Genomic DNA, 18,470 nt, shown 5'->3' with positions numbered 1-18,470 from the left:
TTTTGCTTTAGGGGATTTGCACGCCTTCGGCGAGCAGCATGTCGATCAGGCGAATCAGCGGCAGGCCGATCAGGCTGGTGGCGTCCGGCCCTTCGGTGGCCTGGAACAGGCTCACGCCGAGGCCTTCGGCCTTGAAGCTGCCAGCGCAGTCGTACGGCTGTTCGGCGTGCAGGTAGCGTTCGATGCGCGTTGCGTCGAGGTGGCGCATGTGCACGGTGAAGGGCACGCAGTCGACCTGGATCCGGCCGGTCCGGCTGTTGAGCAGGGCCAGGCCGGTGAGAAAGCTGACGCTGGCGCCGCTGGCGGCCATCAGCTGCTCGCGGGCCTTGTCGAAGGTGTGCGGCTTGCCGATGATCCGCTCGCCGAGGGCAGCGACCTGGTCCGAGCCGATGATCAGGTGGTCGGGATGGCTGGTGGCCAGTGCCCGGGCTTTCTGTTCGGCGAGACGTTTGACCAGTTCGATGGCGGACTCGCCCGGACGATGGCTTTCGTCGATGTCCGGCGAGCTGCAGACGAACGGCAGGCGCAGGCGGCTGAGCAATTCCCGACGATAGGTCGAGCTTGAAGCGAGTAATAAAGGCAGCATTCGCGTCTCCAGAGGCAGGTGTGAATTCTAGCGGAGGCGTGCAAGTGACGGACAGGGCACAATTTCCTTTGACATGGGTGGGTGCATCCCTATAATGCTGCGCCTATGTTGAATGACCCGATTCCACCTCACGTTGACCCGCGCAAATTGGCTGACCGTGGCACCACCCTTCAAGGTGAACTGCTGCTGGCCGATTTGAAGAGACTCTGCGACCCGCTTTCCGACGATGTCGGTACGGTGCAGGCCAAATTCGTTTTTGAACGAGATGAACGTAAATCTGTGGTGATCCACAGCGTTATCGACACCGAAGTCAAAATGGTTTGCCAGCGTTGTCTTGAGCTGGTCACCCTGCCGATCCACAGCGAATGCAGTTACGCCGTGGTGAAGGAGGGTGCGAATACCCAGTCGTTACCGAAAGGTTATGACGTGCTGGAACTGGGCGAAGATCCATTGGATCTGCAGTCACTGATCGAGGAGGAGCTTCTGCTCGCCTTGCCCATTGTGCCTGCTCATCATCCGGAAGAATGCCAGCAGCCGGCGGGAGCAGATGAACCCGTATCGAGCGAGGACGAGGTAACGCGGTCCAACCCGTTCAGTGTATTGGCGCAGTTAAAGCGTGACCCAAACGTTTAGGAGTTAATCAATTATGGCTGTTCAGCAGAACAAAAAATCCCGCTCTGCCCGTGACATGCGCCGTTCGCACGACGCTCTCGAGGCTAGCACCCTGTCTGTAGAAAAAACCACCGGTGAAGTTCACCTGCGTCACCACGTATCGCCAGAAGGCGTATACCGTGGCCGTAAAGTGATCGACAAGGGCGCTGACGAGTAATCACTTGTCCGCTCAAGTCATCGCGATTGACGCAATGGGCGGGGACTTCGGTCCCCGCAGCATTGTTCAGGCCAGCCTTGCTTGCCTTTCTGCTACGCCCTCGCTGCACCTGACCCTCGTCGGTCAACCCTCCCTTCTTGAAGAACTGATCAACGGCCAGTCGGCTGCCGATCGCGCGCGCCTGACGATTGTCCCGGCCTCCGAAGTCATCACCATGGACGAGAAGCCGACCCAGGCCCTGCGTGGCAAGCCGGATTCGTCGATGCGCATTGCCCTTGAGCTGGTGCGCGACGGCAAGGCTCAGGCCTGTGTCAGTGCCGGTAATACCGGTGCGTTGATGGCGCTGTCGCGATTCGTGCTGAAGACATTGCCGGGCATCGATCGGCCGGCGATGGTGGCGGCGATCCCGACACAGACAGGTTACTGCCAGTTGCTCGACCTCGGCGCCAACGTCGATTGCAGCGCCGAGCATCTGTTGCAGTTTGCGGTGATGGGCTCGGTGGCGGCGCAGACGCTCGGGATCGCCCGGCCACGCGTGGCGCTGCTGAACATCGGCACCGAAGACATCAAGGGCAATCAGCAGGTCAAGCTCGCTGCGACCCTGTTGCAGGGCGCCCGCGGCATCAACTACATCGGTTTCGTCGAGGGTGACGGGCTGTATCGCGGCGAGGCGGATGTGGTGGTTTGCGACGGTTTTGTCGGCAATATCCTACTCAAGTCCAGCGAAGGCCTGGCGACCATGATCGCCGCGCGCATCGAGGCGCTGTTCAAGCGCAATCTTGCCTCCCGCGCCATCGGTGCCCTGGCACTGCCGCTGATGAAGCGTCTGCAGGCCGACCTGGCACCGGCGCGACACAACGGCGCAAGCTTCCTCGGTTTGCAGGGAATTGTCGTGAAAAGTCACGGTTCTGCCGGCGTCCAGGGCTTTCAGAGTGCGATTCAGCGGGCGCTGATCGAGATCCAGGAGAATCTGCCCGAGCGCCTTCACGGCCGTCTGGAGGATTTGTTGTCTTAGGCGTTTTCGTCGGACAATGCTTAAATGTGACCGCCCGGTTCAAAGGGCCATCTAACTGTCAGTTTCTTGCGTCCCCAAAGGCGGGGCGCCAATTCTCCGACGACAAGATCATTAGGGGCTTGTTACATGTCTGCTTCCCTCGCATTCGTCTTTCCAGGACAGGGTTCGCAGTCCCTCGGCATGCTGGCCGAGCTGGGCGCGGAACATCCGTTGATCCTCGAAACCTTCAAAGAAGCCTCCGCCGCGCTGGGCTATGACCTGTGGGCGTTGACCCAGCAGGGTCCGGAAGAGCTGCTCAATCAAACCGACAAAACCCAACCGGCCATTCTGACCGCCTCGATCGCCCTGTGGCGCCTGTGGCTGGCTGAAGGTGGCGCGCGTCCGGCATTCGTTGCCGGTCACAGCCTGGGTGAGTACAGCGCGCTGGTCGCAGCGGGCAGCCTGAGCCTGGCTGACGCGGTGAAGCTCGTCGAGCGTCGTGGCCAGTTGATGCAGGAAGCGGTTCCGGCGGGGCAGGGCGGCATGGCCGCGATCCTCGGCCTGGAAGACGCTGACGTGCTGGCTGCCTGTGCCGAAGCGGCGCAGGGCGAAGTCGTCAGCGCGGTCAACTTCAACTCCCCAGGCCAGGTGGTGATTGCCGGTGCCAAGGCTGCCGTTGATCGCGCCATCGAAGGCTGCAAGGCGCGTGGCGCCAAGCGTGCGATGCCGCTGCCGGTCAGCGTGCCGTCGCACTGCGAGCTGATGCGTCCGGCGGCCGAGCGTTTTGCCGAATCCATCGCCGCCATCGACTGGCAGGCGCCGCAGATTCCGGTGGTACAGAACGTCAGCGCGCAAGTGCCGGCCGATCTGGACACCCTCAAGCGTGATCTGCTCGAACAGCTGTACAAGCCAGTGCGCTGGGTCGAGTCCGTACAGACCCTGGCCGCCAAAGGCGCCACCAGTCTGGTCGAGTGCGGTCCTGGCAAAGTGCTGGCCGGTCTGAACAAACGCTGCGCCGAAGGCGTGGCGACTTCCAACCTCAATACCCCAGACGCTTTCGCTGCCGCCCGTGCAGCGATCGCCTGAATCAGGAGAAGCTTGCATGAGTCTGCAAGGTAAAGTTGCACTGGTCACCGGTGCGAGCCGCGGTATCGGCCAGGCTATCGCGCTGGAGCTGGGCCGTCAGGGCGCCACCGTCGTGGGTACCGCGACCTCCGCCAAGGGTGCCGAGGCGATTGCCGCCACGCTCAAGGAGCATGGCATCCAGGGCACCGGTCTGGAACTCAACGTCACCAGCGACGAATCCGTCAGCGCGGTGCTGGCAACGATTCAGGAGCAGTTCGGTGCGCCGGCGATCCTGGTCAATAACGCCGGTATCACCCGCGATAACCTGATGATGCGCATGAAAGATGACGAATGGTATGACGTCATCGATACCAACCTGAACAGTCTGTATCGCCTGTCCAAGGGCGTTCTGCGCGGCATGACCAAGGCGCGCTGGGGCCGAATTATCAGTATTGGCTCGGTGGTGGGTGCCATGGGCAACGCAGGCCAAGTAAACTATGCAGCCGCCAAGGCCGGTCTGGAAGGTTTCAGCCGGGCGATGGCGCGTGAAGTCGGTTCGCGTTCGATTACGGTCAACTCGGTGACCCCAGGGTTCATCGACACCGATATGACCCGCGAACTGCCGGAAGCACAGCGTGAAGCCTTGCAGACGCAGATTCCGCTGGGCCGTCTGGGACAAGCTCAAGAGATCGCGTCCGTGGTCGCTTTTCTTGCATCCGACGGTGCGGCATACGTGACCGGGGCTACAATCCCGGTAAACGGCGGGATGTACATGTAAGTTAAATGTGACGGATTGCTTCAAAAAAATGTCATACGAGCTGTCTAAAATCCGTTATAAAGCTGCAATCTATTTATAGGCAGAGGGCCGCAGGGTTTGAGGAGTGAAGCTTTCAGTTGAAAAGCTGAAAAGCCTTTCTATACACTTACCCACTGGCCAGCTGCCTGAATTTGTCCATTAGGAGTGAAAACAAGGTATGAGCACCATCGAAGAGCGCGTCAAGAAAATCGTTGCCGAGCAACTGGGTGTTAAAGAAGAAGAAGTGGTCAACACCGCTTCCTTCGTTGAAGACCTGGGTGCCGACTCCCTTGACACCGTTGAGCTGGTGATGGCTCTGGAAGAGGAATTCGAGACCGAAATCCCTGACGAAGAAGCTGAGAAGATCACTACTGTACAAGCTGCAATCGACTACGTTACTAGCCACCAGGCGTAATAGTTTGTAATCGTTGCTCGCTGTCATGGAAAAACCGCACTGCCATCATGGCGTGCGGTTTTTTCTTTAGGCCTGATGCAAAGTCGTCATTTGAAAAAGGAGAGTGCTGTGTCGCGTAGACGCGTCGTAGTCACCGGTATGGGTATGTTGTCGCCACTGGGCACGGATGTGCCGAGCAGTTGGCAGGGCATTCTGGCTGGCCGCAGTGGCATTGGTCTGATCGAACACACCGACCTTTCTGCCCATTCCACCCGCTTTGGCGGCTCGGTAAAGGGCTTCAATGTCGAGGAATACCTGTCGGTCAAGGAAGCACGCAAGCTCGACCTGTTCATTCAGTACGGTCTGGCTGCGGGTTTTCAGGCCGTTCGCAACGCAGGTCTCGAAGTCACCGACGCCAACCGTGAACGCATCGGCGTCGCCATGGGTTCGGGTATCGGCGGTCTGACCAACATCGAAGAAACCAGCCGTACCCTGCATGAAACCGGCCCGCGACGGATTTCACCGTTCTTCGTGCCTGGCTCGATCATCAATATGATTTCCGGCTTCCTGTCGATCCATCTGGGCGCACAGGGACCCAACTACGCCATCGCCACGGCGTGTACCACCGGTACGCACTGCATCGGCATGGCGGCGCGCAACATCATGTACGACGAAGCCGACGTGATGATTGCCGGCGGTGCCGAAATGGCGGCCTGCGGTCTCGGCATGGGCGGCTTCGGCGCGTCCCGTGCGCTGTCGACCCGCAACGACGAGCCGACCCGTGCCAGCCGTCCATGGGACAAGGGCCGTGATGGCTTCGTCCTTTCCGACGGCGCTGGTGCGCTGGTGCTCGAAGAACTCGAGCACGCCAAGGCTCGCGGCGCGACCATCTACGCCGAGCTGATCGGGTTCGGCACCAGTGGCGATGCGTTCCACATGACCTCGCCGCCTGCCGACGGCGCCGGTGCGGCACGCTGCATCACCAATGCCCTGCGCGATGCCAAGATCAACATCGATCAAGTGCAGTACATCAACGCGCACGGCACCTCGACGCCGGCCGGCGATTTGGCCGAAGCCCAGGCGATCAAGACCGTGTTCGGCGATCACGCCTACAAGCTGGCGGTCAGTTCGACCAAGTCCATGACCGGTCACCTGCTGGGTGCAGCGGGCGCGGTCGAGGCCATCTTCAGCGTACTGGCGATCAACAGCCAGGTTGCACCGCCGACCATCAACCTCGACGAGCCGGATGAAGGCTGCGACCTCGATTTCGTGCCGCACACCGCGCGCAACATGGACATCGATGTCGTGCTCTCCAACTCCTTCGGGTTTGGTGGCACCAACGGCACGCTGGCGTTCCGTCGGTTCGCCGGCTGATGGACTGCTGGGTCGACGGTCAACCGGCTGACGCGCTGTCGCTGAAAGATCGCGGCCTGGCCTACGGCGATGGTCTGTTCGAGACCATTGCCGTGCATGGCGGCCGCCCGGTGCTGCTGGAGCGGCATCTGGCGCGCCTGGCAGACGGCTGCAAGCGTCTGGCGATTGCCGCCGACATCGAACTGATTCGAAGCGAGCTGCTGGCCTACGCCGCCGCGCTGGGCGAGGGCGTGCTCAAGCTCATCCTCACCCGTGGCGACGGTCTGCGCGGTTATGCGCCGGATCCTGCGGCACCCGGCCGGCGCATTCTGCAAGGCAATCCTCCCGCGGCTTATCCCGCCGCCCATGGCGAGCAGGGCATCCGCCTGTTTCCCTGTGTCACGCGGTTGTCGGTGCAGCCGTTGCTGGCCGGTCTCAAGCACTTGAATCGTCTTGAACAAGTCCTCGCCCGTGCCGAATGGCAGGACAGCGAGCATGCCGAAGGCCTGATGCTCGATCAGGCCGGCCGGGTCATCGAAGGGGTGTTCAGCAACCTGTTTCTGGTACGCGATGGGGTACTGGTCACGGCGGATCTGAAGCGCTGCGGTGTCGCCGGGGTAATGCGTGGCGAAATATTGTTTCAGGCCGAGTCATCGGGCATCCCCAGCCAAATCACCGACATCAGCCTCGAACAGCTGCAATGGGCCGATGAGGTCTTTGTCTGCAACAGCGTCTACGGCATCTGGCCGGTACGCGCCTGCGCTGCTCTGAGCTGGCCGGTTGGCCCGCTCACCCGTAAACTGCAAACCATTGCCCGCACGCTACTGGATGCTTGATTCGTGAGACGTAAACTTTTGCTGCTGCTGGAAACCGTACTGGTTCTGGCAGGGCTGCTGTTGGGCGCCAGCGCCTGGAAGATCCATTCGGCGCTGGAACAGCCGCTGAACATCACGCAGGAAGAGCTGCTGGATGTGCCAAAGGGGTCGACCCCGACCCGCACTTTTCTCGGACTCGAAGCCGATGGCGTGATCAAGGACGCTTTCTGGCTGCGGATCTACTGGCGCTTCAACCTCGCCGGCACGCCGATCCACAGTGGCGAATACCGCATGCAGCCGGGCATGACCGTCAACGGTCTGATCGACCTGTGGAAGCGTGGCGAGGTGGTGCAATACAGCCTGACCCTGGTCGAAGGCTGGACCTTCCATCAGGTGCGCGCCGCACTGGCCAAGGATGACAAGCTCGAACAGACCCTGAATGGCTTGAGTGACAGCGATGTGATGGCCAGGATTGGTCACAAGGGGCTGTTCCCCGAAGGCCGTTTCTTCCCCGATACGTACCGTTTCGTGCGCGGTATGTCTGATACCGAACTGCTGAAAAAGGCATTTGATCGTCTCGACGAAGTGTTGGCCAAGGAGTGGGAGAAACGCTCCGCCGATGCGCCGTATACCGAACCGTATCAGGCGTTGATCATGGCTTCGCTGGTAGAGAAGGAAACCGGCGTTCCCCAGGAGCGCGGGCAGATTGCCGGCGTGTTCGTACGGCGCATGGCGCTGGGCATGCAGTTGCAGACCGATCCGACCGTGATCTACGGTCTCGGCGACCGCTACACCGGCAAGTTGACCCGTGCGCATCTCAAGGAACCGACGCCGTATAACACCTACGTCATTCCCGGGCTGCCGCCGACGCCGATTGCCATGGTCGGCCGCGAAGCGATTCACGCGGCACTCAATCCGGTGGAGGGCAACAGCCTGTACTTCGTTGCCCGTGGCGATGGCAGCCATGTGTTCTCCGACGACCTGGACGCGCACAACAACGCCGTGCGCGAGTTCCAGCTCAAGCGCCGTGCGGACTACCGCTCCAGCCCCGCGCCGGCGACCACGCCCGACGCTGCGCCGGCAGCCGAGCCGACCATTCCCGCCGCGTCGCCGGATACCGCGCCGCAGGCATTGCCGCCGGTTCCGGTTGAGCAATCGTCGCCGGCGCCCGACGCTGGCGCACCGCAAAACGCGCAATGACTTTGATGAAGGACTGCCTGTGACTGGCTTGTTTATTACTCTGGAAGGCCCGGAAGGCGCGGGCAAGAGCACCAACCGCGAGTACCTCGCCGAGCGCCTGCGCACCGCCGGTATCGAAGTGGTGCTGACCCGCGAACCTGGCGGTACGCCGCTGGCCGAGCGGATTCGCGAAGTGCTCTTGGCGCCGGTCGATGAAGTCATGAATCCCGACACCGAGCTGTTGCTGGTGTTTGCCGCACGCGCCCAGCATCTGGCCGAAGTGATCCGCCCGGCGCTGGCGCGCGGCGCGGTTGTACTGTGCGATCGTTTTACTGACTCGACGTACGCCTATCAGGGCGGCGGTCGCGGTCTGTCGCTGGAACGCATTGCTGCGCTGGAAACGTTCGTCCAGGGCGAGCTGCGTCCGGACCTGACGCTGATTTTCGATCTGCCGGTGGAAATCGGCCTGGCCCGCGCCAGTGCCCGTGGTCGTCTGGATCGTTTCGAACTGGAAGGTCGCGCGTTTTTCGAAGCGGTACGCAATGCGTTTCTGCAGCGCGCCGAAGCCGATCCGGCGCGCTATGTGCGCATCGATGCCGGTCAGCCATTGGTCAAGGTGCAGCAATCGCTGGACACCTTGATTCCGAACTTGCTGGAGCTGATTCGTGGCTGAGGCCTATCCATGGCAGGACAGCCTCTGGCAGCAACTGGCCGGCCGTAGCCAGCACGCCCACGCGTATCTGCTGCATGGCCCGGCCGGCATTGGCAAACGCGCGCTCGCCGAGCGTCTGATGGCCAGCCTGCTGTGCCAGCGGCCGACGCCAGAGGCGTGCGGCGAGTGCAAATCCTGCCTGCTGCTCAAGGCTGGCAGCCATCCGGACAATTACATCCTCGAGCCGGAGGAAGCGGACAAGGCGATCAAGGTCGACCAGGTGCGCGATCTGGTCAGTTTTGTGGTGCAGACCGCGCAACTGGGCGGGCGCAAGGTGGTGCTGATCGAACCGGTGGAGTCGATGAACATCAATGCCGCCAACGCCTTGCTGAAAAGCCTCGAAGAGCCGTCCGGCGATACCGTGCTGCTGCTGGTCAGTCATCAGCCGAGCCGCTTGCTGCCGACCATCAAGAGCCGTTGTGTGCAGCAGGCCTGTCCGCTGCCGGGCGAGGCCATGAGCCTGGAATGGCTGGCGCGGGCGTTGCCGGAATGTTCCGCCGACGAGCGTGTCGAACTGTTGACCCTGGCCGCCGGTTCGCCGCTGGCAGCGGTCAACCTGCAAGCGCAGGGCGTACGTGAACAGCGCGCGCAGGTGGTTGAAGGCGTGAAGAAGTTGCTCAAGCAGCAGCAATCGCCGACGCAACTGGCCGAGGAATGGAAAAACATTCCGATGCTGCGCTTGTTCGACTGGTTCTGCGATTGGTCGAGTCTGATCCTGCGCTACCAGTTGACTCAGGATGAAGCAGGCCTGGGCCTCGCCGACATGCGCAAGGTCGTGCAATACCTGGCGCAAAAGAGCGCGCAGGGTAAAGTCCTGGATATCCAGGACTGGATTCTCGCCCAGCGACAGAAAGTCCTGAGCAAGGCCAATCTCAATCCGGCGCTGTTGCTCGAAGCGTTGCTGGTGCAGTGGGCGGGGTTGCCTGGACAGCGGTGATCGCCGCAAGAACGATTGTGTGCGCCTAGACTCTGAAGATCAGCAGTGGAGGTCAACATGAATGAACCTGTCAGCCCGGGGCCGCGCAACGGCATCCTATCCCTGACCATCAAGGACAAGTCGGTGCTTTACGCCGCCTACATGCCGTTCATCAAGAATGGCGGTCTGTTCATCCCGACCAACAAGAGCTACAAGTTGGGCGATGAGGTGTTCATGCTGCTGAACCTGATGGAGGAGGTCGAGAAGATCCCGGTGGCCGGCAAAGTGGCCTGGATCACGCCCAAGGGCGCCCAGGGCAACCGCGCGGCCGGTGTCGGGGTGCAATTCAACGATGGCGACAACACCGCGCGCAGTCGCATTGAAACTCATCTGGCCGGAGCGCTGAAGTCCGACCGTCCCACTCATACGATGTAAGTTGCAGTCTTTTATGCTCGTAGATTCCCATTGTCACCTTGATCGCCTCGACCTTGCCGCCCATGACGGCTCCCTGGATGCCGCGCTCGACGCGGCGCGCGGGCGCGGCGTCGGGCACTTCCTGTGCATCGGCGTGAGTGCCGACAACGCCGCCGACGTCAAAGCCCTGGCCGAACGTTACGACGATGTCGATTGTTCGGTCGGCGTGCACCCGCTGGACGTGCAGCCCGGTGCGGCGCCGGCGCTCGACTGGCTGCTGCATGAACTCGATCATCCGAAGGTCGTGGCGATCGGTGAAACCGGCCTGGATTATCACTACGAGCCGGAAGCCGCCGAATTGCAGCAGGCGTCGTTCCGCCTGCACCTGCAAGCGGCGCAGCAGACTGGCAAACCGGTGATCATCCACACCCGCGGCGCCCGTGCCGATACCCTCGAACTGTTGCGCGACGCCGCGCTGCCCCAGGCCGGTGTGCTGCACTGCTTCACCGAAGATTGGGACATGGCCAAGGCTGCGCTGGACATGGGCTATTACATTTCCCTGTCGGGGATCGTCACGTTCCGCAACGCCGATGCCTTGCGCGATGTGGCGAGCAAGGTCCCGGCCGATCGCCTGCTGGTGGAAACCGACTCGCCCTACCTGGCGCCGATTCCCTATCGCGGCAAGCCCAACCTGCCGCAATACGTACGCGAAGTGGCAGAGTTCCTGGCGATGCTGCGTGGGGAAAACTACGAGCGTTTCGCCGAGCAGACCACCGAGAACTTCAAGCGACTGTTTCCGCTGGCGAGTGTTAAATCTGCCCTGTAGGCGCTGCCGAAGGCTTGCGATTTGTGCTGTTAAAAAAGCCAGATCATGCGGTCGCCGCCAGCGGCAGCTCCTGCAGATGAGCGATCAGTAAATCGCAGGCAAAAAAAACCCGGGTTCTGGGGGGTGAATCCGGGTTAAGACCATTAGGAGTAAAACAAAGGCACGCGGTCCCTTGGTACCTTTACCGGCGCGGCACTTGGGGGAGATGCCGCCCGACAGTTCAAGTATTGATCAGTCTGGCGTCCAGTCCAGTTAGCCGGTCAGGGTTTTTAAACAAATTTGGAATACGTGCGCTTCAGTTGAGTTCTCATTCGCCCCCCAGCGTTCGCAAAATGAACAAGAAACACAGATATGGTCGGATGATCCGTGCATTTTTGCGCAAGTTAGGCATAATACGCGGCTTCGAATTTTGACCCCTACAGACCTTTTCTTATGCACAAAGAACCCCGTAAGGTCCGTGAGTTTCGTCGCCGCGAGCAAGAAATTCTCGATACCGCGCTCAAGCTGTTCCTCGAACAAGGTGAAGACAGTGTCACCGTCGAGATGATTGCTGATGCCGTGGGTATCGGCAAAGGCACGATCTACAAGCACTTCAAGTCCAAGGCCGAGATCTATCTGCGGCTGATGCTCGATTACGAGCGCGATTTGAACGAGCTGCTGCATTCGGCCGACGTCGACAAGGACAAGGAAGCGCTGTCCCGTGCCTACTTCGAATTCCGCATGCGTGACCCGCAGCGCTACCGCCTGTTCGATCGCCTCGAAGAAAAGGTGGTCAAGGGCAATCAGGTACCGGAAATGGTCGAGGAGCTGCACAAGATCCGTGCCTCGAACTTCGAACGCCTGACCCTGCTGATCAAGGGCCGCATCAGCGAAGGCAAGCTGGAAGACGTGCCGCCGTACTTCCACTACTGCGCGTCCTGGGCGCTGGTGCACGGCGCGGTGGCGCTGTACCACTCGCCGTTCTGGAGCAACGTGCTGGAAGATCAGGAAGGTTTCTTCCAGTTCCTGATGGACATCGGCGTGCGTATGGGCAACAAGCGCAAGCGTGACCCTGAAACGCCAAGCACCTGAACCATTCAGTTGCCTTATGCGCCATGTTTTCGCTACATGGCGCAGTACCGCAGGAATATACTCAGGCATAGGGCTTGCTAAAACTTGATTTGTAAGTCAAGTTTTAGCCGCCCGATTTCCCATCGCCGGAGTGATCATGATCGTTGACCGTCAAGGCAGGCGTTTTCGCAATTTGCGCATCAGCCTGACTTCAGCCTGCAATTACGCCTGTACCTACTGCGTGCCCAACGGCAAGCGGCTGGTGGCTGCGCAGGATGAACTGTCGGCCGAAGCCATGGCTCGCGGCGTGGCCTACCTGATCGAGGCGGCCGGCATCGAACGCTTGCGCATCACCGGCGGCGAGCCGCTGGTCAGCCCCAAGCTCGAATCGTTCATGACTGCCGTTGGCCAGATGGGCCTGGACGACATCAGCCTGACCACCAACGGCCAGTTGCTGGCGAAAAAGCTGCCATTGCTGGTCGACGCCGGCTTGCGGCGAATCAACGTGTCCCTCGATACCCTCGATGCCGGGGCATTTCGCAGCATCGCCCGTGGCGGTGACCTGGCAACCGTGCTCGACGGCATGGATCAAGCCAAAGCGGCGGGGCTGAAGATCAAGGTCAACATGGTGCCGTTGCGCGGGCAGAACCTCGACCAGGTCATGCCGCTGCTCGATTACTGCCTTGAACGCGGCTACGAGCTGCGCTTCATCGAGCTGATGCGCATGGGGCACCTGGCCAAGGACTCCAACGCCTTCCTGCAACAGTTCGTCAGCCTGCAACAACTGCTGGCGCTGATCGGCGAGCGCTACGAATACGCGCAGACCGATGCGCCGGTGGATGCCACGGCCGTGCGCTATGCGATTCCCGGGCTGGGTACCTTCGGCGTGATCGCCAATGAAAGCGTGCCGTTCTGCCGGACCTGCTCGCGCCTGCGGCTGTCGTCCACTGGGTGGCTGCATGGCTGCCTGTCGTCGAGCAACCGGCACTACGTCGGCGACCTGCTCGATAAACCGCGTCACCAGGCGCTGCCGGCGTTGCAGCGGCTGCTGGTCAAGGCGCTCGGCGACAAGCAGGAAGTGGCGTTCTCCGGTGGCGCGACCGTCATGAAGATCATCGGCGGCTGACCGCTCTTTTTCGCCAGCAGGCTCGCTCTTACAGGCTTTTTCACAATCCTGTGGGAGCGAGCCTGCTGGCGAAAGCAATTGATCATCCGGCAAAGATCCTGAGCTGGCGCAAAAGCTGCATCCAACGGCCATTCGCCGGTTTTCCGTCACCGGCTTCTGGAGGATGAGGATGCGTAGCCTGGTTTTGCTGCTGGCCGTTTTGGCACTTGGCGGCTGCATGAATGTCAGCGATATGGCCGAAGGCACTCGCTATCACATGAGCGACGCCGGTTTGCTGGATCACAGTGACAGCCGCCGCGTGAACAACTTCCGCATCCAGCCGGACTCGTTCATCTACATCGCCCAGGGTTCGTTTGCGCCGCCGGGTGGCGCCTATCCACGGCCCAACGTGGTCGCCGAAGAAGCCTTCAAGGGCTTTGTCGAATACTTCCCGATGGTCCGCCGCGCGCGAGCCCCGGAAGGCCTCGACCAGGCGATGGGCGAGGCGCGCGATGCCGGCGCGCATTACCTGCTGTATACCCGTTTCGCCAAGGCTGACGACCGTATCGGCAACTCCGACGAGTGGCTCGACCAGGAAGCGGTCGACCGCCTCGGCATCGATGGCGGTGTGATCCAGATCATGTTGATCGAGACCAGCACGCAGTATTTGATTGATACTGCACGGATCAAGAGTCGTGGCGGTTTACTGACGTTCCACGACAACAAGCCGGAAGACCTCATCGGCCCGCCGCTGGAACAATACGCGCGCAGCCTGCTGGGAGTCGGCGACCAATAAGCCAAGGAGAACGCCATGAGTGGCCCGCAAAAAGCCAATGACCTGTTGGGACAGATCCCCAAGACCAAAGGCCTGCCGCCGGTGCATTTGTGGAACCCGGACTTCTGCGGTGACATCGACATGCGCATCGCCCGCGACGGCACCTGGTATTACCTGGGCACGCCGATCGGGCGCAAGCCGATGGTCAAACTGTTCTCGACCATCATCCGCCGCGACGGCGATGACTATTTCCTCATCACCCCGGTCGAGAAGGTCGGGATCAAGGTCGACGACGCGCCGTTCGTGGCCATTGCCGTGGAGGTCGTGGGCGAGGGGGAAGCGCAGGTGCTGCGCTTTACCACCAACGTCGATGAAACCACCGAGGCCGGTACCGAGCATCCGATCCGCGTCGAAATCGATCCGGCGACCGAGGAGCCAGCGCCGTACGTGCATGTGCGCAGCAACCTCGAAGCGCTGATCCACCGCAACGTGTTCTACCAATTGGTCGAGCTGGCGGTGAGTCGGCAAATCGACGGCCAGCGCTGGCTCGGCGTGTGGAGCGGCGGCGAGTTCTTCCGCATCGGCCTGGAGCCCTAGAAAGATCGCTGTCTGCGCCAGTCCCTGGGAGAATTCCCTGCAGGCACTGGCACAGACGGCGGTCTTTTTTATTATTTGACAGCCAATCGTATGATGATTAGCGTGAGCCCCCGGAATCATCCGTTTCGAGGTGTGCATGTCCAGCAGTTTCCACGCATCCACGGTTGACTGGCTGGGCAGCTGGATCGCTGCCGGCCAGGTGAAGCCGGGGCAGACGATCAAGGTCGAGGCGGATCTGGGCGAACAGCTTGGCGTCAGCCGCACGGTCATCCGTGAAGCGATCAAGACGCTTGTCGCCAAGGGCATGCTTGAAGTCGGGCCGAAAGTCGGCACCCGGGTGTTGCCGGTGCGGCGCTGGAACCTGTTCGATCCACAAGTGGTCGGCTGGCTGTCGCGCAACGGTTTGCCGGAAAACTTCGTCGACGATCTGCTCGACCTGCGTCGCACCATCGAACCGATGGCCGTGCGCTGGGCCTGCGAGCGCGCCACCGTCGACCAGGTGCAGGCTGTGCAACTGGCCTATCACGCGCTGGAGCGGGCAGTGGACAGCGGCATCGATTACAACCGCGCCGACCAGTTCTTTCATGAATGCATTCTCGCCGCCAGCCACAACCAGTTCATCGAACAAATGGTCCCGGCCCTCGGCGCGCTGCTGGCAGTGTCTTTCGAAGTCTCCGCCGCCGACCCGGATGAACTGCGCCGCACGTTGCCGATCCACAAGGACATGGCCGACGCCATCGCCGCCCGGGATGCCGCGCGCGGGGTGTGGGCCTGCATGACCCTGATCGACAACGCCGACCTGGCGATCAAGCGTTTTTACCCGCAGGTGATCGCCGATAGAAAGGCCAGTTGAAACCGCCGTTTTCCTGACCAAGAACAACAACGACCAAGGAGCTGCCATGACGTCGACCGCCGTAACCCAACACCGCGCGCAACTCGGCGAAGGCCCGTTCTGGGACGCGCCGACCCAGGCGCTGTACTGGGTGGACATCGCCGACAAACAGGCCCTGCGCCTGATTGGCCAGAACGTGCAGATCTGGCAGATGCCGGAACATGTGTCGGCGTTCATTCCCTGCGCCAGTGGCGATGCACTGGTGACGTTGAGCAGCGGTGTCTATCGGCTCGACCTCGATTCGCCGGGGCTCGAGCCGCGCCTGAGCCTGTTCTGCGTCGCCGATCCGCAGCCAGGCAACCGCGCCAACGAGGCACGTTGCGATGGCCAGGGGCGATTGTGGCTCGGCACCATGCAGAACAACATCGGCGAGCAGGGCGAGGACCTGCCGATCGTGCGTCGCTCCGGCGGGCTGTTCCGTATTGATCCGGATCAGCGCGTCACGCCATTGCTGCGCGGCCTGGGAATTCCCAACACGCTGCTGTGGAGCGACGACGGCACCACCGTGCTGTTCGGCGACAGCCTCGACAACACGCTGTACCAATACTTCATTCATACCGACGGCAATCTCGACGCTGGCCATAGCTGGTTCGCCTCCGATCAGCCTGGCGGCCCGGATGGTTCGGCGCTGGACGCCGAGGGTTACGTGTGGAACGCCCGCTGGGACGGCAGCTGCCTGCTGCGCCTGAGCCCTGAGGGCGTGATCGAGCGCAGAATCGATCTGCCGATCAGCCGCCCGACCAGTTGCGTATTCGGCGGCCCCGATCTGAAAACCCTGTACATCACCAGCGCTAAAAGTCCGCTCAACCATCCGCTGGACGGTGCCGTGCTGGCCATGCGAGTGGATGTCGCCGGAAAGCTCTGTACGCGATTTGCTGGCTAAATCCCAAAATATGGGATGCAAAATTATATATTGAGATTATTCGGCGGTCGGGTTTATAGTCGGCTCCAGCAGTAACACGCACTCACACTTAAAAAGAACAAAACAGGTGAAGTGATGCAGCGAATGTCTATCGCACTCCCCAGCGGAGTCAGCGTCTCGCAACGGCCCGATGCCGTCAGCGGCGCCTGCCTGTCCTGTTCCCCAAGCCTTCCAGACCGGACATCGGCAGATGCCTGGTCTTTTTCGTGCTGCGAACGGGAGTCCTGAGCCATGGCTGAACCTCTGTCCTTGCCACCGGTGCCCGCGCCGCCGCAGGGCAAGCGCCTGGACAACAAGGTCGTGCTGCTGACCGGTGCCGCCCAAGGCATCGGCGAAGCGATTGTCGCGGCGTGCGCTGCGCAGCAGGCAAGGCTGGTGATCAGCGACATTCAGGCGGAGAAAGTCGAGGCCGTCGCCGCCCACTGGCGCGAGCAGGGCGCCGACGTGCAGGCGCTCAGGGCCGATGTGTCGCGCCAGGAGGATCTGCACGCCCTGGCCAGACACGCCGTCGAGCTGCATGGGCGCATCGATGTGCTGGTCAACTGCGCCGGGGTCAATGTGTTCCGCGATCCGCTGCAAATGAGCGAAGAAGACTGGCGCCGCTGTTTCGCCATCGACCTCGACGGCGCCTGGTGCGGCTGCAAGGCCGTGTTGCCGCAGATGATCGAACAGGGCGGCGGCAGCATCATCAACATTGCCTCGACGCATTCCTCGCACATCATTCCCGGTTGCTTCCCGTACCCGGTGGCCAAGCATGGCCTGCTCGGGTTGACCCGCGCGCTGGGCATCGAATACGCGGCGAAGGGCATCCGGGTCAACGCGATTGCCCCTGGCTACATCGAAACCCAGCTCAACATCGATTACTGGAACGGTTTTGCCGACCCGCAGGCCGAACGGCAGCGCGCGTTCGATCTGCATCCGCCAAAACGCATCGGCCAGCCGCTCGAGGTGGCGATGACCGCCGTGTTCCTGGCCAGTGATGAAGCACCGTTTATCAATGCCTCGTGCATCACCATCGATGGTGGTCGCTCGGTGATGTACCACGACTGAACACAGTGGATGGCAGGCGGCGAAGTCCGTCTGAAATCCAATCATCATACGATATGACTATTGTCACGATGATCAGCAAGCACACGTTGCAACCGCTCTACCGCTTACCAACAAATGCTCAAAAAAAATAACAAGGAGTCTGCTTATGAAACGTCGTTTCGGGATTCGTACCCTGTGCAGTGCCGCGCTGGCGGTCACTGCGTTCAGCCTGAGCAGTGCGCTGCTGGCCGCCGATCCGGTGAAGATCGGTTTCCTGGTCAAGCAGGCGGAAGAACCGTGGTTCCAGACCGAGTGGGCCTTCGCGGAAAAAGCCGCCAAGGACAAGGGCTTCGAACTGATCAAGATTGCCGTGCCGGACGGCGAGAAAACCCTGTCGGCGATCGACAGCCTGGCGGCCAACGGCGCCAAGGGCTTCGTCATCTGCCCGCCGGACGTGTCTCTCGGCCCGGCGATCATGGCCAAGGCCAAGCTCAATGACCTGAAAGTGATTGCCGTCGATGACCGTTTCGTCGATGCCAGCGGCAAGTTCATGGAAGACGTGCCGTACCTCGGCATGGCGGCCTTCGAAGTCGGCCAGAAGCAGGGCGCCGCGATGGTCGCCGAAGCGAAAAAGCGTAACTGGGACTGGAAGGACACCTACGCGGTGGTCAACACCTACAACGAACTCGACACGGGCAAGAAGCGCACCGACGGTTCGGTCAAGTCCCTCGAGGATGCCGGCATGCCGAAGGATCACATCCTCTTTGCCGCGCTGAAGACCCTCGATGTGCCGGGCAGCATGGACGCCACCAACTCGGCGCTGGTGAAACTCCCGGGCGCCGCGAAGAACCTGATCATCGGCGGCATGAACGACAACACCGTGCTCGGCGGCGTGCGCGCCACCGAAGCGGCCGGGTTTGCCGCCGCCAACGTGATCGGTATCGGCATCAACGGTACCGATGCCATCGGCGAGCTGAAAAAGCCCAACAGCGGCTTCTTCGGTTCGATGCTGCCAAGCCCGCACATCGAAGGCTACAAGACTGCCGAGATGATGTACGAGTGGGTCACCACCGGCAAAGAGCCGCCGAAATACACCGCCATGGACGACGTCACCCTGATCACCCGCGACAACTTCAAGCAGGAACTGGAAAAGATCGGCTTGTGGAACTGACGGCAGCGACGGCCCGGGCACCCCGGGCCGTTTGATCGGTGTGAAGAGGT

Annotated in this window: 22 protein-coding genes; 21 read left to right on the top strand and 1 reads right to left on the bottom strand. The window is 61.4% G+C overall.

Annotation, left to right across the window (positions count from 1 at the left end; genetic code table 11):
- Positions 1-7 precede the first annotated feature (7 nt).
- A complete protein-coding gene (locus QRN70_RS26090; RefSeq protein ID WP_285420732.1) occupies positions 8-586 on the bottom strand; it encodes a Maf family protein in 579 nt (192 codons plus the stop codon).
- 105 nt (positions 587-691) lie between these two features.
- On the opposite strand from QRN70_RS26090, the gene QRN70_RS26085 reads away from it, so the two are divergent.
- From QRN70_RS26085 to QRN70_RS25985, 21 genes are all read left to right on the top strand, one after another.
- A complete protein-coding gene (locus QRN70_RS26085) occupies positions 692-1,219 on the top strand; it encodes a YceD family protein (protein WP_285420731.1) in 528 nt (175 codons plus the stop codon).
- Positions 1,220-1,232: 13 nt separating this feature from the next.
- A complete protein-coding gene (rpmF, locus tag QRN70_RS26080; RefSeq protein WP_003179396.1) occupies positions 1,233-1,415 on the top strand; it encodes a 50S ribosomal protein L32 in 183 nt (60 codons plus the stop codon).
- A gap of 4 nt (positions 1,416-1,419) precedes the next feature.
- Complete coding sequence (plsX, locus tag QRN70_RS26075; RefSeq protein WP_285420730.1) at positions 1,420-2,430, top strand: phosphate acyltransferase PlsX; 1,011 nt, start codon at positions 1,420-1,422, stop codon at positions 2,428-2,430.
- A gap of 126 nt (positions 2,431-2,556) precedes the next feature.
- Positions 2,557-3,495, top strand: coding sequence for an ACP S-malonyltransferase (gene fabD, locus QRN70_RS26070; protein WP_285420729.1), 939 nt, complete (start codon positions 2,557-2,559; stop codon positions 3,493-3,495).
- 16 nt (positions 3,496-3,511) lie between these two features.
- The gene (gene fabG / locus QRN70_RS26065) at positions 3,512-4,252 is read left to right on the top strand and encodes a 3-oxoacyl-ACP reductase FabG (RefSeq protein ID WP_285420728.1); all 741 of its coding nucleotides are present in this window, start codon (positions 3,512-3,514) and stop codon (positions 4,250-4,252) included.
- A 196-nt stretch (positions 4,253-4,448) separates the two neighbouring features.
- Positions 4,449-4,685, top strand: coding sequence for an acyl carrier protein (gene acpP / locus QRN70_RS26060; protein WP_003175607.1), 237 nt, complete (start codon positions 4,449-4,451; stop codon positions 4,683-4,685).
- A gap of 108 nt (positions 4,686-4,793) precedes the next feature.
- Positions 4,794-6,038 (top strand): beta-ketoacyl-ACP synthase II, encoded by a 1,245-nt coding sequence (gene fabF / locus QRN70_RS26055; protein ID WP_285420727.1) that lies wholly within the window; start codon positions 4,794-4,796, stop codon positions 6,036-6,038.
- Positions 6,038-6,853 (top strand): aminodeoxychorismate lyase, encoded by an 816-nt coding sequence (gene pabC / locus QRN70_RS26050; protein ID WP_285420726.1) that lies wholly within the window; start codon positions 6,038-6,040, stop codon positions 6,851-6,853. Before fabF ends, pabC begins: the two co-directional genes overlap by 1 nt.
- Positions 6,854-6,856: 3 nt before the next feature.
- Positions 6,857-8,032: an endolytic transglycosylase MltG gene (gene mltG, locus QRN70_RS26045; RefSeq protein ID WP_285420725.1), complete on the top strand. Its 1,176-nt coding sequence runs from the start codon at positions 6,857-6,859 to the stop codon at positions 8,030-8,032.
- A gap of 19 nt (positions 8,033-8,051) precedes the next feature.
- The gene (gene tmk, locus QRN70_RS26040) at positions 8,052-8,684 is read left to right on the top strand and encodes a dTMP kinase (RefSeq protein WP_285420724.1); all 633 of its coding nucleotides are present in this window, start codon (positions 8,052-8,054) and stop codon (positions 8,682-8,684) included.
- The gene (locus tag QRN70_RS26035) at positions 8,677-9,660 is read left to right on the top strand and encodes a DNA polymerase III subunit delta' (RefSeq protein WP_285420723.1); all 984 of its coding nucleotides are present in this window, start codon (positions 8,677-8,679) and stop codon (positions 9,658-9,660) included. The genes tmk and QRN70_RS26035 overlap by 8 nt, the downstream gene beginning before the upstream one ends.
- Positions 9,661-9,717: 57 nt before the next feature.
- On the top strand, positions 9,718-10,074 hold the full coding sequence (locus QRN70_RS26030; protein WP_285420722.1) for a PilZ domain-containing protein: 357 nt from the start codon (positions 9,718-9,720) through the stop codon (positions 10,072-10,074).
- A gap of 13 nt (positions 10,075-10,087) precedes the next feature.
- Complete coding sequence (locus tag QRN70_RS26025) at positions 10,088-10,879, top strand: TatD family hydrolase (RefSeq protein ID WP_285420721.1); 792 nt, start codon at positions 10,088-10,090, stop codon at positions 10,877-10,879.
- Positions 10,880-11,311: 432 nt separating this feature from the next.
- On the top strand, positions 11,312-11,950 hold the full coding sequence (locus tag QRN70_RS26020) for a TetR/AcrR family transcriptional regulator (RefSeq protein ID WP_186529565.1): 639 nt from the start codon (positions 11,312-11,314) through the stop codon (positions 11,948-11,950).
- Between the two features lie 136 nt (positions 11,951-12,086).
- Complete coding sequence (locus QRN70_RS26015; RefSeq protein WP_285420720.1) at positions 12,087-13,055, top strand: GTP 3',8-cyclase MoaA; 969 nt, start codon at positions 12,087-12,089, stop codon at positions 13,053-13,055.
- A 169-nt stretch (positions 13,056-13,224) separates the two neighbouring features.
- Positions 13,225-13,830, top strand: coding sequence for a DUF4823 domain-containing protein (locus QRN70_RS26010; RefSeq protein ID WP_285420719.1), 606 nt, complete (start codon positions 13,225-13,227; stop codon positions 13,828-13,830).
- Positions 13,831-13,845: 15 nt separating this feature from the next.
- On the top strand, positions 13,846-14,406 hold the full coding sequence (locus QRN70_RS26005; RefSeq protein WP_285420718.1) for a DUF1285 domain-containing protein: 561 nt from the start codon (positions 13,846-13,848) through the stop codon (positions 14,404-14,406).
- A 136-nt stretch (positions 14,407-14,542) separates the two neighbouring features.
- Complete coding sequence (locus tag QRN70_RS26000; RefSeq protein WP_285420717.1) at positions 14,543-15,259, top strand: FadR/GntR family transcriptional regulator; 717 nt, start codon at positions 14,543-14,545, stop codon at positions 15,257-15,259.
- Between the two features lie 46 nt (positions 15,260-15,305).
- A complete protein-coding gene (locus QRN70_RS25995) occupies positions 15,306-16,181 on the top strand; it encodes an SMP-30/gluconolactonase/LRE family protein (RefSeq protein WP_285420716.1) in 876 nt (291 codons plus the stop codon).
- Positions 16,182-16,451: 270 nt separating this feature from the next.
- Positions 16,452-17,270: an SDR family oxidoreductase gene (locus tag QRN70_RS25990; protein WP_285420715.1), complete on the top strand. Its 819-nt coding sequence runs from the start codon at positions 16,452-16,454 to the stop codon at positions 17,268-17,270.
- A gap of 145 nt (positions 17,271-17,415) precedes the next feature.
- Positions 17,416-18,420, top strand: a complete 1,005-nt coding sequence (locus tag QRN70_RS25985) for a substrate-binding domain-containing protein (protein ID WP_285420714.1) — start codon at positions 17,416-17,418, stop codon at positions 18,418-18,420.
- The last annotated feature ends 50 nt before the right edge of the window (positions 18,421-18,470 follow it).

The sequence above is a fragment of the Pseudomonas sp. efr-133-TYG-5 genome (assembly GCF_030209175.1).
GTDB lineage: Bacteria > Pseudomonadota > Gammaproteobacteria > Pseudomonadales > Pseudomonadaceae > Aquipseudomonas.
This window is presented reverse-complemented; position numbering and strand designations above follow the sequence as displayed.